Source organism: Acidimicrobiia bacterium, from assembly GCA_041393965.1.
Classification (GTDB): Bacteria; Actinomycetota; Acidimicrobiia; order Spongiisociales; family UBA5794; genus UBA5794.
In genome coordinates, this window is sequence record JAWKJB010000002.1 from 303,594 (window position 1) to 318,559 (window position 14,966).

At 63.4% G+C, this 14,966-nt stretch carries 13 protein-coding genes; 8 read left to right on the forward strand and 5 right to left on the reverse strand.

Annotation, left to right across the window (positions count from 1 at the left end; all coding sequences use genetic code 11):
• Positions 1 to 68: 68 nt before the first annotated feature.
• Both pyk and R2823_06270 read left to right on the forward strand, forming a co-directional pair.
• Positions 69 to 1,505 carry a pyruvate kinase gene (gene pyk / locus R2823_06265; GenBank protein ID MEZ5175792.1) on the forward strand — a complete coding sequence of 479 codons (1,437 nt, stop codon included), beginning with the start codon at positions 69 to 71 and terminating at the stop codon, positions 1,503 to 1,505.
• Between the two features lie 46 nt (positions 1,506 to 1,551).
• Positions 1,552 to 1,854, forward strand: coding sequence for a hypothetical protein (locus R2823_06270; GenBank protein MEZ5175793.1), 303 nt, complete (start codon positions 1,552 to 1,554; stop codon positions 1,852 to 1,854).
• Between the two features lie 6 nt (positions 1,855 to 1,860).
• On the opposite strand, the gene R2823_06275 is transcribed toward R2823_06270, so the two are convergent.
• Together R2823_06275 and R2823_06280 are read right to left on the reverse strand one after the other, a co-directional pair.
• Positions 1,861 to 3,846, reverse strand: a complete 1,986-nt coding sequence (locus tag R2823_06275; GenBank protein ID MEZ5175794.1) for a VanW family protein — start codon at positions 3,844 to 3,846, stop codon at positions 1,861 to 1,863.
• A 91-nt stretch (positions 3,847 to 3,937) separates the two neighbouring features.
• Entirely contained in the window at positions 3,938 to 5,983 is a 2,046-nt protein-coding gene (locus R2823_06280; protein MEZ5175795.1) for a VanW family protein, read from the reverse strand.
• 145 nt (positions 5,984 to 6,128) lie between these two features.
• Between R2823_06280 and R2823_06285 the strand changes: the two genes are divergently transcribed.
• The 5 genes from R2823_06285 (at position 6,129) to R2823_06305 (ending at position 11,010) form a co-directional block, all read left to right on the forward strand.
• Positions 6,129 to 6,923 (forward strand): PD-(D/E)XK nuclease family protein, encoded by a 795-nt coding sequence (locus tag R2823_06285; GenBank protein ID MEZ5175796.1) that lies wholly within the window; start codon positions 6,129 to 6,131, stop codon positions 6,921 to 6,923.
• A 73-nt stretch (positions 6,924 to 6,996) separates the two neighbouring features.
• The gene (gene mca, locus R2823_06290) at positions 6,997 to 7,848 is read left to right on the forward strand and encodes a mycothiol conjugate amidase Mca (GenBank protein ID MEZ5175797.1); all 852 of its coding nucleotides are present in this window, start codon (positions 6,997 to 6,999) and stop codon (positions 7,846 to 7,848) included.
• A 58-nt stretch (positions 7,849 to 7,906) separates the two neighbouring features.
• Positions 7,907 to 9,211, forward strand: coding sequence for a GTPase (locus R2823_06295; protein MEZ5175798.1), 1,305 nt, complete (start codon positions 7,907 to 7,909; stop codon positions 9,209 to 9,211).
• Positions 9,204 to 10,130: a GTPase gene (locus R2823_06300; GenBank protein ID MEZ5175799.1), complete on the forward strand. Its 927-nt coding sequence runs from the start codon at positions 9,204 to 9,206 to the stop codon at positions 10,128 to 10,130. Before R2823_06295 ends, R2823_06300 begins: the two co-directional genes overlap by 8 nt.
• A complete protein-coding gene (locus R2823_06305) occupies positions 10,117 to 11,010 on the forward strand; it encodes a mechanosensitive ion channel family protein (GenBank protein MEZ5175800.1) in 894 nt (297 codons plus the stop codon). Before R2823_06300 ends, R2823_06305 begins: the two co-directional genes overlap by 14 nt.
• On the opposite strand, the gene R2823_06310 is transcribed toward R2823_06305, so the two are convergent.
• On the reverse strand, positions 10,999 to 11,922 hold the full coding sequence (locus tag R2823_06310; protein ID MEZ5175801.1) for a diacylglycerol kinase family protein: 924 nt from the start codon (positions 11,920 to 11,922) through the stop codon (positions 10,999 to 11,001). The genes R2823_06305 and R2823_06310 overlap by 12 nt on opposite strands.
• Before the next feature lie 31 nt (positions 11,923 to 11,953).
• Complete coding sequence (locus tag R2823_06315) at positions 11,954 to 12,325, reverse strand: response regulator (GenBank protein MEZ5175802.1); 372 nt, start codon at positions 12,323 to 12,325, stop codon at positions 11,954 to 11,956.
• 113 nt (positions 12,326 to 12,438) lie between these two features.
• Between R2823_06315 and pruA the strand changes: the two genes are divergently transcribed.
• Positions 12,439 to 13,989 carry an L-glutamate gamma-semialdehyde dehydrogenase gene (pruA, locus tag R2823_06320; GenBank protein ID MEZ5175803.1) on the forward strand — a complete coding sequence of 517 codons (1,551 nt, stop codon included), beginning with the start codon at positions 12,439 to 12,441 and terminating at the stop codon, positions 13,987 to 13,989.
• Positions 13,990 to 14,007: 18 nt separating this feature from the next.
• Here the strand turns inward: pruA and R2823_06325 are convergent, their stop codons facing one another.
• A complete protein-coding gene (locus R2823_06325; protein MEZ5175804.1) occupies positions 14,008 to 14,937 on the reverse strand; it encodes a lamin tail domain-containing protein in 930 nt (309 codons plus the stop codon).
• Positions 14,938 to 14,966 lie beyond the last annotated feature (29 nt).

Consider the following 14,966-nt stretch of genomic DNA (forward strand, 5'->3'; position numbering starts at 1 on the left):
GATCAGGAATAGCCATGGAGCAACAAGGGTGGATGGTCCTGGGCCCGATGTCTCCTATCGTGCACGAGATGCGCCGCAAGACGAAGATCATCGCGACCCTCGGTCCCGCCACGGACACCGACGAGATGATCGCCACGATCATGGATCGGGGCATGGATGTTGCCCGCGTCAATTTCTCCCACGGCACCCATGCCGACCACACCCGGCGTATCGAAGCGGTTCGGCGGATCGCGAGCGATCGCAACCGTCCTATTGCCGTCATGCAGGACATCCAGGGTCCGAAGATCCGTGTTGGGACATTCCCTGACGGGAGCGTGACCCTCCAAGAGGGTGCAACCGTGCGGGTCGTGCCTGGCGAGGCCATCGGAAGCGCCGATGAGGTCCATGTCGCATACCTCGACCAGGTCGAGATGTCGGTCGGCGGCGTCATCCTGTTCTCCGACGGGCTGATCTCACTCGAGGCCAAGCGGGTGGAACGAGACTGCATCACGGCGACGGTCACGCTCGGGGGCACGCTCAAGGATCATCAAGGCGCCGCGTTCCCCGGGGCGAGGACGACCATTCCTGTGGTGACCGAGAAGGATGTGGTCGATCTTGAGCTTGGGATCCAGCTTGGAGTTGATGCGGTAGCGGCATCGTTCGTGACGACCGGGGCCGATCTTCGGACGGTTCGGGAAGTGGCGGGGGATGTGCCTCTCATCGCCAAGATCGAGACCGCCGTCGGGTACATGAACCTCGACGACATCCTCGCCGAATGCACCGGGGCGATGGTTGCAAGAGGCGACCTGGGTGTCGAACTCTCGATTCAATCGGTGCCGCGGGCACAGACCGAGATCCTCAAACGGACGAATGCCGCAGGGAAGGTCTCCATCACCGCGACCGAGATGCTCGAGTCGATGATCCGCAGTCCGCGTCCGACCCGGGCTGAGGTCACCGATGTCTACCGATCGGTCCTCGATGGCACCGACGCGGTGATGCTGTCGGCAGAAACGGCCGTCGGAGAGTACCCGGCGCGCGCCGTCCAGCTGATGGCCGACATCGTGACCGAGGCCGAATCATCTACCGAGTACGGCCGTGCGTCCGGCCTTTCGAACATCTCCGAAGGTGCCGTCTTTGCGTCGGCCACGGCCGAAGCCGCGGTCGACACGGCAGATCGCCTCGGCCTTCAGGCCATCGTGGCGTTCACGGAATCGGGCACGACGGCACGGCTGCTGTCGAAGTACCGACCGAGCGCAACCATCTACGGCTTCACTCCGATCGAACGAACCTATCGCGCAATGGCGATGCTCGGGGGTGTCACGCCGATGCTGCTCCAGCGCGTGTCGTCGACGGACGAGATGATTGCACATGCCGAAGAGGAACTCATCCGACAGGGTGTGGCCTCGGAAGGAGACGGGGTGGTCATGGTTGCCGGTGTCCCCCCGAACCAGCGATCATCGACGAACCTGATGAAGCTGCATGTCGTCGGCTCCGGCGATGTGCTGCATCCCGACGCACATGTGTGAGCAGCGCATGCATTAGCCTCGCAGGCATCGAGGCATCGGAGGAGTCGTGGGTCAACGCATCGAGGTGGATCGAACGACCGTCATCGGCGATTCGATCGTCGTCTCGACGAATCGGAGTCTCACCGGCACCGACGGGGAAGGCTTCAACACGGCATCGGATGCGGCCGCATCGGAGTCCTTCGCGGGTGCACTTGCCACTGAACTGTTCGAAGCCGATCACGACCTGAGCCGCGTCTACATCGACCAGAACGCCCTGATCATCGGGCGAAGGGGTGGCTGGGATGTCGAGTCGACCGCCGCGGCTACCAAGGTGATCGAGGACTTCTTCCTGTTCTATCCCGAGGCGTAACGCCCGCTACTCCTCGAAGACGCCAACGGTGAGGGTGATCGTCGACCCTGCAGGCACCCAGTCGCCCGGCGCAGGATCCTGCCCTACCACGACATTGTCCATGTCCGGGTCAGCGACGAAGACGGTGCTCTTCGCGGCGAGCAGGCCGAGTGCGTCAAGTTGCGCCAACGCGTCCTCCCACTTCTTCGTCGTCACCGAAGGAACCTGAACGGGGCAGTTGACGGGCTCGCCGGTGATCTCGCACGGATGCACGATGAAGAGGTTCGAAAGCGGTCGGTAGCGCCATACGAGGTTCATGTCGACCTCCTGGGTTCCATCGGTGCGGGTCACCACACGGTCGACTCGAACGAGGAAGCCGTCAACACCCGATCGCTCCTCGATCCGCTGACCCGGTGTGACTTCACCGGTTTCGTCTGCGACGAGTTCCTCCTCGTATTCGACGAGGGCTTCCTTCTCGTGGGTCACATCGGTGCAGATCAGGCCGCCGTTGTCTCCATACATGCGGACGGTCACCGAAGTTGTGGTGTACGCGGTCTTGATGATCACAGGCGCATTCGTGTTGTTCCGGAATACGACATCTGGACCCGGGACACCGAGGGTTGCTTCGCGCCCCATCGGATAGCGGGGGAAATAGAGTGAGTGCGGCTGATGCTCGACATCCTCAAGACAGGAGAAGAACACGGCGTTGAAGAAGGTCGTCCCGAATTGGCTGACGCCCCCTCCGATGTTCGCGGGGTGGTCGCAGCAGTAGGGAACACCGTTGATGATCGCCCCCGCCGGAACATAGCCCTTCGCTGCCGTGCGTTCACCGACATGGTCGTTGATGGAGAACTTCTCACCCGGCTGGACGATGGCGCCGTCGACGGCATCCGCGATCGTGTGGATGTTGATCACGCGGTCCTGGCCCGCCGGATAGGTGGTCGTGAACCCGCCGAGCGGCTTGAGCACGGTCAGTGCCTGAGCTTCCTCGGTGGTGAGGTCGGGTTCGGCTCCGACGAGAAGCGGGAACTCCCCGGTTCCGTCACCGAGGGCGGCCTGCTTCATGGAGGCGATCAGTCCTTCGAGGTCGAGGAGCGTGCCGGACCTCCCGGCGATCACCGTGATTGCGTCCGTCTCGAAGTCGACATCGATCTGTGCGTTCACTGGCTCGATCTCGTACTCCGATCGTCTCGGTTCGAGGATCTCGAGCACTCTCGATCGGTCGAAGGTCGCCTCGATGTCGGTTCCATCCTCGGTGATCTGTGCGATTGCTGCGAAGGCGAGTTGATCCTCAGAGAATCTGATGCGGAAGCCGACATCATCCGAGATCAGCTGGATCGGGCTGTCGATCATCGCCATCAGCTCGGCGGCTGCCGCATCGATCTGCGCATTGGTCAGCGTCGGCTTGACACTCACGACCGGGACGACCACCCCCGACTTGTCGAGCCTCGTCATCTCTCGGTCGATCTGTGTGCGGGCGAACACGCGATCGATCCCCTCGCCAGGTCGTGGGTACTGCGGAGTCACCTGCCCGTTTTCGATCACGACGGAACCCTCGAAGGCGGGATTCTGGACGGCCGTCGCCTCCCACGCATCGAATACACGCTCGATGGCGTCTTCATCGAACGAGATGTCGAGCGGAACATCTTCAGACTTCTGGAACGACACCATCCATGACAGGAACCGGGTGAGGGCGTTGCCGGTGGTGCGCGCTTGGGACGCCGCGGTGATCGCCGTTGGGATGTCCGCAGCGAGGCCGATCTCGACAGGACTCAACTCGAAGGTTTCGCCGTTGACCGTGAACGCGCCGGTCGACGCGCGAAGGTCACCCTCGTAACGCTCGAGCGTGACGGTCGCGTCGGCCATGTTGAGCCCCCCGACCGGCACACCGGCGACGGTCACATTGCGAGCAATCGTGTCGGCTGCGACGGCACGATCCGCCACATAGATGCCGACGGGGAGCAGGAGGATCACCAGTGGAACGGCTATGAAAAGAGGTCTTCGATGCTTCATGTGGGGTCTTGAGGGGAGGATGGTGCCGGCTTGGCGAGTGTAGGAACCGGGTCCTGCAAGTCGATGGATCGCAGGTGTGCGATCCTGCGGATCACGGTGGCGGGACGACAGGCGTGTTGTCGACCCGAATCGTGACCGCCGTCCCCGGTGGTGCGTAGGTGCCAGCGTGGGTCTGGCTCACGACCCGGTCTGGCTCGCCCGGGTCGTCGACATACACGACCGTGACCGTGTAGCCACCCCCCGCGCCTTGGATCGCAGCGATGGCGGCGGCTTCGCTCATCCCGACCACGCTCGGTACCGGGTCGGGACAGGCACCGTTACCACCGACCCTCGGATCGCATGGGTGGAGCAAAATGACATTCTTCTCCCCGCGATAGCGCCATGTGAAGGGTTCGCGGGCAATCTCGTTGCCGGCTGCGTCCTTGATGACCCGCGTCACGGTGACCGTCCATCCACCGGAGCCCTTCGATTTGACCTTCTCGGTGAGGGGGGCAACGAACACCTCGGGATCGGTCTGGTACGACACGACAGGACTGGAGTAGCCGGTCCGTTCCGATCGCTCCGATTCACACTTCTTGCCGCCGTTGTTCCCGAAGAAGGTGACGGTGATCGACCGCTTCGTGTGGCTTGTCTTGATGATCACCGGGGCGTCGGAGTCGTTGCGGAAAGCAACATCGGGACTCGGGTAGCCGAGCGTTGCCTCGCGGCCCTCGGGGTACTTGCTGAAATAGATGCTGTGCGGCTGGTGGGTGATGTCCTCGTAGCAACCGAAGAACACGGCGTTGAAGAAGGTCGTCCCGAACTGGCTGACACCCCCACCGACATTGACCGGCTCATCCTCACACTGCAATTCCCCAGTCACGATTGCACAGTCGTACTTGTAGCCCTTGGCGAGGGTCCGAGGTCCGATGAACTCGTTGATCGAGAACTCCTCTCCCGGCATCACCATGTGCCCATCGATCGTGTCTGCCATCAGGTCGATGTTGTGGGCGCGATTGACCCCTGGCTTGAATGTCGTGAACTCCGAGACCTCGGTCAGCTCCCCGTACGCCATCGCATCTTCCGTCGAGAACGCCGGTTCGGCGGTGAACTCGAGCGGCAGCTCCCCGGTTCCGTCACCGAGTGCTGCTTCCTCGACGGCCTTCACGACCGCATCGACATGGAGGCTCGTCCCCATCTTCGAAGGGACGAGTTCGATGACATCATCGTCTGGAAGGTCCTCCATGCCCTCCTGCGGACTGTCCTTGATCTCGTAGTTCTCCGGCCAGTCCTCGTGGTCGTCGACTTCGATGATGTTCCAATAGGCATCGACGGGAGCGATCTCGAGGCTTGCACGCTGACCCTCGGCTAGTGCTCCGATGATCGTCGGGTCGACCGAGAAGCGGATGGTTGCGGGCTCACCGCGCACGATGTCGACACGGAGTGCTCGGGCCATGGACGCCGGAGTGACCTCGAACTCGAACCCGTACTCGGCATTTGACAGGACGACTCCGCGATCGATCATCTCCTCGGCGCGAACAGCGGCCGCCTCGATGTCGTCGGGGGTGAGGGTCGGGTCGCTATTGACGAGGGGAAGGACCACAACATCGGTTGATGCGGACATCACTGCGTCGGTGATGAGATCAACCGCCGTTGCCCGGTCGATTGCCTCGCCTGAGTGAGGGTCTTCCCTCAAGACGCGTTGCCCGCTGATCGTTATCGAGCCTTCGAACGCGGGGTTCGGGATCGCGCTCTTCTCCCACTCCGAGAGCTTCTCCGCGAGGAGTTCCTCGTCGAGGGAGCCTTCGATCGGAATGTCGACCTCGTCGGAGAACGCACGCAGCCAGCCGGTGAGACCGTCCTTGTTTTCCTCAAGGGCACGAGCGAGCGCCGTGTCGGTGTCGAATGTCGTGCCGATCTTTGAAGGGTCGAGCGAGTACGAGTGTCCGTTGACCTCAACGGTGATCGTGTTCGTGAGCCGTGCGGTCGCATACCCGTCCACGACCGCGGCGGCGTCGTCGCTGGAGAGGCGCGAAACATCGATCCCTTCCACGCTCACATTGCGGGCGACCTGGTCGGAAGCAGCGGCGGTGTCGACGAAGTAGATCGACAGGGGCAACAGCAGCAGCATCACGGGAACCGCGATGAACAGTGTCAATCTTCCTCTGGGACTGGTCATTCGTTCTCCGAAACCGGGGAAACACGGCCGCCGGGCGAGTATATGGCCGGGCCTCGAATACGGCGGCATTCGGGTTCGGGGAGCGAATCCCCGTGATCCGCTCACGAGGCCGTACCATCTCGCCATGGCAGCGTTCAAGGATCGGACCGATCCGTTGCGTGTCTCGGCGACCTTGTATGGGTGCTATCTGCAGTGTCCGCAACAGGCGCTTGCAAGGCTGCGTGGTGTCTACCCGGCCGATTCTGTTGCCGGATTCAAGGGTCGGCTTGCACACAGGGTCTTCGCTCGGCACCTCACCGACGGCGAGATCGCAGAGGAGGACTTCGAGATGACCTGCCGCAGGATTATCGGTGAGAGCATGTCGAACGACGAGGTCGCGCACCATCTCACGATGTCCGAGTACCGGGCGATGTTTCGCGAAGTCCACGAGCTGTATGAGCGTTTTCGGCTGCGTTCGTTTACCGGGTTCCGCGAGGCCGAGTCAGAGTTCGTGGTCGAGTCAGACGACATCGTGCTCACGGGTCGGATCGACGCCATCTTCGAAGACGACGACGGTGTCCGGATCGTCGACTGGAAGACCGGAACCTATCTGTCGGATCGAGAGCCCCAGCTGTCGTTCTACGCCATGGCCTGGCATCGCGGGCACGACGAGGTACCGGTCGTGAGTGAGGCCGTGTCGATCGCGACCGGGGACTTCGTCCGCCTCGAACCGTCGGCCCAGTCGATCAACGACACCGATGCACAGGTGGCAGCAATGGCCCGAACCTTGCAGGAGGCCCTGCGCGACGGGACCGATCTGGATCGGTACGGGGGACCGCACTGTCGCTGGTGCCCGCTCCTCGAGGACTGCACCGAGGGAGGATCGGCCGTCGACCTCCTCGACCGCCCAACCGGGCGTTCTCGGCGTTCTGTGGGCTGACAGCGGCCCTTTTCGTCGTACGCGAACCCTGGGTACGCGCGCGGTAGGGGTCGGGGGTTGGCATACTCGTCGGATGGCCCGGACCCTGCTCGCGCTTCATGCGCATCCCGACGACGAGTCCTCGAAGGGCGCGGGGACGGTGTCGCGCTACGCCGCTGCAGGCGTGCGCTGTGTCTTGGTCACCGCGACCGGAGGCGAAGCAGGCGACATCCTGAACCCGGAGATGGAACGACCCGAGATCGCCGAGGACCTCCGGGCCGTTCGTGAGGCTGAATTGGCGGAAGCGGCAGCGATCCAGGGCTACGACGATGTCATCCTTCTCGGATATCGCGACTCGGGTATGCCCGGTTCTGCGCACAACGCTGATCCTCGGGCGTTCTGCAATCAGCCCATCGACGATGTTCTCGGTCGCCTTGTTGAAATCGTGCGGGCGGAACGTCCCGATGTTCTGTTGGGATATGACTCCCACGAACGGTACCCACACCCGGACCATCTCAGGATTCACGAGCTGACCGTCCCGCTCTTCGAAGCAGCGGCCAACCCGGGCCGGTTTCCCGATGTCGGCTCACCGTGGGAGATCAAGAAGGTCTATGCGCCGATGATCTTCACGAGGGAACGGGTCCTGGCGCTCCACCAAGCGATGCTCAACCGCACCGGAACGAGCCCGTACCAACAATGGCTCGACCACATGGATGCCGACCGCGATCCCGAACGCCGGATGACACGGGTGAATGTCACCGGATTCATCGACCAGAGCAGACGCGCCCTGCTCGCGCATCGAACCCAGATCGATCCACAGGGACCTTGGTTCCGGGTACCAACGGATGTTGTCGAGGAGGTGTATCCGTGGGAGGACTTCGAGTTGCTCGCGACGCGCGTGGCATGGGAGCCAGACGCCGAAGACCTGTTCGCGGGGATCTCGTAGCAAGTCCGGGCTCATGCTCGTCCTCATGCTCGTCGCGGCGTTCTGCTGAAATGGCGATGTGATCCTCATCGGTGCCAAGGTCAGGTCAGCACTCGAAGAGGTTCCACGCGTCCTCCTCGACGAGGCTCACGCCCGGCTCCTCGACGACACCATCGATGCCGCAGCGGAACTCGATGCGTTGGTGGCAGAACCGAGCCTCGTTGTCGTGGTCGGTGGTTCCGGAAGCGGGAAGTCCACGATCACGAATGCGATCATCGGGTCCGATGTTGCCCCCGTGTCCCCGATCCGTCCGACGACCACCAACATCACCGCGATCGGGGCGTCCCCTCCTTTCCCAGTTGAAGGAGCGACCGAGTATGTCATCGTCGCTGGTTTGCCTGCAGGGCTGATCGTCGTCGACACGCCCCCATGGGACGCCGCAACGGACATCATCACCAACCTCGTCGAGGCCTCCGCGGTCACCATCGTGGTCGTCACGCCATCCCGGTACGGGGACGAATCGACACGCGAGGCAGTCGAGGCTGTTCGTCGCAGCAACAGCGCGCTGGTGATTGTCGCCAACCGCATGCCTGACGATGATGTCAGTCGCGAGCAACTCGAGGACGCGATCGGCGAACGGCTCGGGGAACTCCCGCAGGTGGTGGTGAAGGAAGGGGGAATCGCCCACTTCCCGCGGTTGATCCTCGATCCGATCATCTCCGAGGACACCACTGCCGATGCGAGGCGGCGGCTCGCCGAACAGGTGTCGGAAGCGAGCCGTCGTCTCGCCCGTTTCCTGACCGCCTCGGCGAGCGATGTCGGAGCGCTCTCTCATGCGATCGATGCAACGGTCGTTCCCTTGGTTGGCCCCACGGGCTCTTGGGCCGGGTCGACATGGACGGAGACCGCCGAGGACCTCGTCGAAGCCGCCATGGGTGCTGTCGACCAGTTCGACGAAGCGGTTGTCGACGCCGGCAGCACGGACCTTGCCGACCGCGTCAGGGATCATCTCCCGGCCGTCGACCGCGATGAACTCATGGTCGCCCTCATGTCGTGGAAGCAGGAAACGAGCCGCCGCGTACGCGACGCCGCGAGGCTGCGGTTCCGGCTGGGCAAGCGCGCCGCCCTCGACCTGATCGAACGCGATTCGTGGCTTCTCGCGTCGAGCGAGGACGCAGCCGCACCGAGGCGAATGAAGCGGCTCCTCGGGCGCGAATACGAACGAACGACGGAGGCTGTTCGCTCGGAACTGGCGGACCTGCTCCAAACCCCTGCGTCGACGCGTCAACAGCAGTGGGGTGCCGTCGTCGATGCGGCCGGCGAGTATCGACCCGGCATGCTCTTCGCCGCAGCTTCGGCCGGTGGAGGCACTACCGGTGCCTGACATCCACCAGCTCGGCGATCTCCTCGACATCTGCCTCGCGCGATCCGAATCGGTTCTCGATGAGGCTGCGTGGTCCGACCTCGCCAAGCTTCGGGGCCATGTCCGAAGACGCGCAGGATTCCTCGGTGAGTTGCTCGTCGTCGCCCTCGCAGGGGGCACCGGTTCGGGGAAGTCGTCGTTGTTCAACGCCCTCAGCCATGCCCAGATCGCGACCGTTGGCATCGAACGCCCGACGACCTCGGAATGCCTCGCGGCCCTTCCGGCAGACGCGGTGGGGGATATCGAGGAGTTCGTCGCAGCGCTCGGCATCGACAGGACCGTCTTCGTCGACGGTCTCGATCGGATGGTGCTCGTCGATCTTCCCGACTTCGACAGCACATTCACGGATCACCGCGGGGTGGTCGAATCTGTGCTCGCGGTGGTCGACGCAGTGGTCTGGGTCTTCGATCCGGAGAAATACGCCGACCGGTTGATACACGAGTCGTTCCTCGCGCCGCTCGCAAGGCACGAGGACCAGATGCTCTTCGTTCTCAACCAGGTCGATCGACTCGGTGACGACGCTGATCTCGTGGCTGCGAGTCTGCGAAGCCATCTGAGGGGCGACGGCTTTCGCCATCCGGAGGTCGTGTGTTCGATCGCTGCGCCATCCGAGCGGGTTGATGTGCAGGTCGATGCGGTGCACAAGGCGCTGCGATCGCGGCTCGACATCAAGGACTCCGCCATGAGAACACTCGCCGTTGACATCGCTCAAACCGCCAACGCATTGTGGCGTGATCTCAGGGATCGGCACGCAGCACTCGAAGGCAGCACGCGGGGTGATACCGCACTTGCGATGGCTTCTTTCGTATCGTTGGGGATCGCAGCACACGAGGCCGCAGCTGCGCATCCGGCAGAGGAGGGGCGCCGTGCAATCGAGTGACATCACCGGGTGGCTCACCGATACATGGGACCGCAGCGGGCGTGAGATCATCACAACCATCGGCGTCGTGGCGGCAGCGTGGATCGTCCTCCGGCTTGCGAGGCGAGCCGTTCGTCGCTGGGAGCAGAGTGTCACCGACCGGTTCGGCAACTCGGATCTGCAAGCCGAGCGTGAGCGCGCGCAGCGGATCGTCACGATCGCCGATGTGCTTCGACTCACCATTGCCATCACGGTGTGGGTGGTGGCGATCCTGACCGTGATGGCCATTTGGGGGCTCCCGATGTCGCCATTCATCGCGGTGGGAACAACCGTGGGGGTAGCGGTCGGATTCGGTGCCCAAGATGTTGTGCGGGACATCATCGCCGGGTTCCTGATCCTCATCGAGGACCAGTACTCGATCGGTGATGTCGTCGAGATCGCCGGCGTCAGCGGAACGGTGGAAGCGATCATGCTCCGCACCACCGTGCTCCGGGACCTCGACGGGAACCGGCATTTCGTTCCGAACGGGCAGATCAAGGTTGCCTCGAATCTCACATCGAAGTTCTCACGCCTCGTCGTCGATGTCCCCGTTTCGTATGACACCGATCTTGACGACGCGATGCGGGTGGTTGCCGACGAGGCGAACAGCCTCGCCTCCGACGACGAATGGCGCCAGCACTTCATTGAGCCACCGGAGATGCTCGGCGTGAACCAACTCGCCGATTCTTCCGTGCTCATCCGCGTGGTCATGACCTTGACCACCGAAGGTCGGTGGGTCGTCAAACGAGAGTTCCTTCGACGGATCAAGAAACGGCTCGACCGTGAAGGAATCGAGATCCCCTTCAACCAACTGTCGATCAGGACCGTGAATCCCCCGCAGGCGCCGGAATCAGGTCCCTGACCCGCGCAGGACAAGCATGCCGTCTTCGACTGGCTCGATGATGACCCTCGTCGCCGTGCCGAGGAGTTCCCCGTCGGCTTGGAATGGTGCAGGAGGATCGGCATCGATGGTGATCCGATCGAAGTCGGTCCACACATGGGCGCCCGAACGAGCGGTGTGGTTTCGCCGAAGCACGGCCCTCGAAAGCAGTGTCGTCGCGTTGCGGTAGCCGAGCCTGCCGACCGCAAGCGTTGCCATACCCGCGGGGGGGTTTTTGGTCAGGTGAAGGGGAATCGGCCCGAAGAATGTGTAGGGATCATGCACCTGGGTGAGGGCCGCGAGACCGTCGAACGACTCGCCGTTGGCCTCGATGCGCAGGTTCGGAAGTCGGTTCCGCCAGTCCGATGTCAAACGCCCGACCGCTGTCGACGCGTAGTGCACTCCTCCGAATCGGAGCTTGGCATAGGGCCGTTGCTCGGCGGCCTCGACGACGGCAGCGTCGAACCCGACTCCCACGGAGAAGGTCGCATACCGACGGATCGGCCCTGCACTGCTTGTCCCGGTGATGAGCGCCAGCCGTGTCGGAACGGGATCCCATTCGACCGCCCGCTCGGCCGCCTTGCGCGGTTTGCCGGGAATACCGAGGATTCTTCCGAGGACATTGGTGGTGCCAGCAGGGATGACACCGAGGGCTGTATCGGTTTGGGCGAGTCCGTTCGCGACATGGTGGGCAACGCCGTCACCGCCCATCGCGAACACGACATCGGCGCCGTTGCCCACCGCCTTGGATGTTTGGCGCATGGTGTCGGCACCGCTGACCGGCCACTGCGTATCGAGATCCCACGCCTTCGACAGGGTTGCCACGATGTCGCGGAACAGTCCGCCGGTGAACTGGGAGGCAGATGGGTTTGCCATGAGGACCGCATGACGCATCGCCTGAGGGTATCGGGGGCACCAGCCGCAGTTATGCGTTGAGCAGCTTTTCGACCTTCTCGCGCAGATCGAGGGGCCTGAACGGTTTTGTCATGAACGCATCCGCCCCACCCTTGGCTGCTCGGTCGGCCATCTCCGGCTGTGCATGTGCCGTGAGCACAAGGACCTTCAGATGCTCGGTCCCGGGATCACCACGCAGCTCGCGCAGAACCTCCCAGCCGTCGAGTCCCGGGAGGCCGATGTCGAGGATGACGACATCGGGCACTTGGTCACGGATCGCAGCGATGCCGGTTGGCCCGTCCTGGGCGGAGGTGATCGTCACATCAAGGACGCGCAGGCACACCTCGATGAGCCTCCGCACGGAGGAAGAGTCCTCGATCACGAGCACACGCGCCTGAGCCATGGTGGGTATATCGGCGCCTGACGGGCCGGCTGGAGCAGAATCGCCCCGTACGCGTTCGTGTGTCTGCCGTCGTAGCCTGTGTGCTGACAAGGCGATTCACGAGGAGGATCTCTGTGCTCAAACCCTACGCCCCAGAGCCATACTCCGACTTCACCGACGAAGCACCCGCATCGATGTACCGGGCAGCCCTCGTCCGCGTCGAAGCGAACCTCGGTGAGCACGCCGCCCTGATCATCGGTGGGGACCGCATTGACACCAAGACAACGATCGAGTCGGTCAACCCTTCGCGACCGGATCAACAGGTCGGTACGGCATCGTCTGCGGGTACGAAACACCTCGAGGGAGCGTTGGATGCCGCCTGGGATGCATTCGGGGGCTGGTCGCGAAGAACGGCCGAAGAACGCGCCGGATTCGCGCATCGCGTCGGTGACCTCATGTACGAGCGCAAGTGGGACCTCGCGGCGCTGGAGTCGTTCGAGGCCGGCAAGAACTGGGCAGAAGCAGAGGCCGATGTCGCAGAGGCCATTGATTTCTGTCGCTACTACGCGCATCAGGCACTGCGGATGGCTGAGCCCGTCGACCTCGTTCAGGTGCAAGGGGAGACCAACGAGGCCACACTCCAACCGCTCGGCGCCGGCGTGGTCATCCCCCCGTGGAACTTCCCGCTCGCGATTCCAGCCGGCATGGTCATGGGTCCCGTCGCTGCGGGCAATACGGTGATTCTCAAGCCGGCATCGAACACTCCGATGATCGCGTGGGCGTTCATGCAGGTTCTCGAGGAAGCAGGGCTGCCGCCTGGCGTTGTCAACTATCTGCCCGGTCCGGGTGGAGCGATCGGTGACGGTCTCGTCGACCATCCGAGAACCCGATTCATCAACTTCACCGGATCCAAGGAAGTCGGGCTCCGCATCGCGCAGCGATCCGCCATCGTCAGCGAAGGGCAACGCTGGCTCAAGCGCGCTTTCATGGAGATGGGGGGGAAGGACGCCATGATCGTCGACGACACGGCCGATATCCCGGCGGCAGCCGCCGATGCAGTGCGATCAGCTTTCGGCTTTCAAGGGCAGAAGTGCTCCGCATGCAGCAGGCTCATCGTGTTCGAGTCTGTCCACGATGAGGTCGTTGAAGCGGTGGTCGACACGGCGTCGAAGTTGTCGCTCGGACCGGCGACGGCGAACCATCCGGTGGGTCCCGTGATCTCGGCTCAGCAGCACCGGTCGATTCTGTCCGAGATCGAAGCAGGGAAGCAGGAAGCAACCCTCGTCATGGGCGGACACCCAGTCGATCGCGATGGTGGCTACTACATCGAACCGACGATCTTCGTGGATGTGGAACCCGACGCGAGGCTCGCCCAGCACGAGATCTTCGGGCCCGTGCTCTCCGTGATCCGTGTTGCTGACTTCGATGAGGCCCTCACCGTGGCAAATGGAACCGAGTTCGGTCTCACTGGCGGTTTGTACTCCTCGGACCCCCAGAGGCTCGATCGGGCGAGACGCGAATTCCATGTTGGCAACCTGTACCTCAACCGGAAGATCACCGGGGCCCTCGTCGGTGTGCAGCCGTTCGGGGGATTCAACATGTCAGGTTCCAACGCCAAAGCGGGGGGGCCGGACTACCTGCGGCTGTTCATGGAGATGAAGACGGTCAGCGAACGCCAGCGGTGATTCCCCATCCTCTCGTCCTCACTCGGTCCCGTCGTAGGTGTGCCAAACGACGGCGTTGCCAAGGGTGTCCATGATCATCGCGGTGTCTCCGCCGTTGGACCACACGGCCTGATCGGAGCACCAATGAAGCGCACCGACAGGTCCACCTTCGCACCCCGTGACGACGGTGACACTCTGACCGGGCTCGAGAGCGACACCGGGCGGAAACACGAAGCGGTTGCTCGAGGACTCGTCGCGGAGGGTCCAGCCAGCCATCGGAACGATGTCGTATCCCTCGTTGACGACGGTGATGTACTCGGCGTCGAGGGCTGACGCGTCCGGACCTTCCGGATCGAAGGCGAGGTCCGATACCCGAATCACCGGCCGGTCGGCGGCGACCCCTTCCTTGTCGCCGCATGCGTAGGTCCCCCACATGCCGTACCCGGACTGAAACGCTCTCGCCTCGAGCGCCTTGAGCGTCGCCGCCCCGTCGGAGCCGTCGTGGAGGGCGACCGCATGTCCGGTCGCGACCAGGTCGGCGTTCACATGCAGCGGAGTTGGGGTTTCGAGGTACACATGGCGCAGGAGCCGCCCGAACGAATCGACATCGTCGGCCCCCTCGATGAGCAACACCTCCGAGCCCTGCACGAGGGACATGAGATAGGCAGTGGATTCGGGGCCCCAGCACTCGTCGAACTCGGGAGCGTTGATTCCAACGAGCCGGACATCGACCTCGGCCCCGTCGACGAGGACGCGAATCGTGTCCCCGTCGGTGACATCGAGCACGGTGCCGACCACCCGGGTCTCGGGAGGAGGGAGGGTGATCGTGGTCGTCGTCACCACCTCGACTCCCGGCAGTGTGGTCGATGTGGTGGTGGTGTCGTCGAATGCTGGCGATCGGGGCCGCGTGTCACACGCCGTGGCTGTGAGGACGGTGAGAATGGCGATCAGGACGACGCTGCGGCGCATCCCGCAACGGTACAACCGGACACCGAGAA

What these genes read in the sequence shown, in the direction of transcription:
- pyk (MEZ5175792.1), top strand. Translation starts at nt 69, where the DNA reads ATGCGCCGCAAGACGAAGATCATCGCGACCCTCGGTCCCGCCACGGAC.
- R2823_06325 (MEZ5175804.1), bottom strand. Translation starts at nt 14,937, where the DNA reads ATGCGCCGCAGCGTCGTCCTGATCGCCATTCTCACCGTCCTCACAGCC.
- R2823_06310 (MEZ5175801.1), bottom strand. Translation starts at nt 11,922, where the DNA reads ATGCGTCATGCGGTCCTCATGGCAAACCCATCTGCCTCCCAGTTCACC.
- R2823_06275 (MEZ5175794.1), bottom strand. Translation starts at nt 3,846, where the DNA reads ATGAAGCATCGAAGACCTCTTTTCATAGCCGTTCCACTGGTGATCCTC.
- mca (MEZ5175797.1), top strand. Translation starts at nt 6,997, where the DNA reads ATGGCCCGGACCCTGCTCGCGCTTCATGCGCATCCCGACGACGAGTCC.
- R2823_06285 (MEZ5175796.1), top strand. Translation starts at nt 6,129, where the DNA reads ATGGCAGCGTTCAAGGATCGGACCGATCCGTTGCGTGTCTCGGCGACC.
- R2823_06315 (MEZ5175802.1), bottom strand. Translation starts at nt 12,325, where the DNA reads ATGGCTCAGGCGCGTGTGCTCGTGATCGAGGACTCTTCCTCCGTGCGG.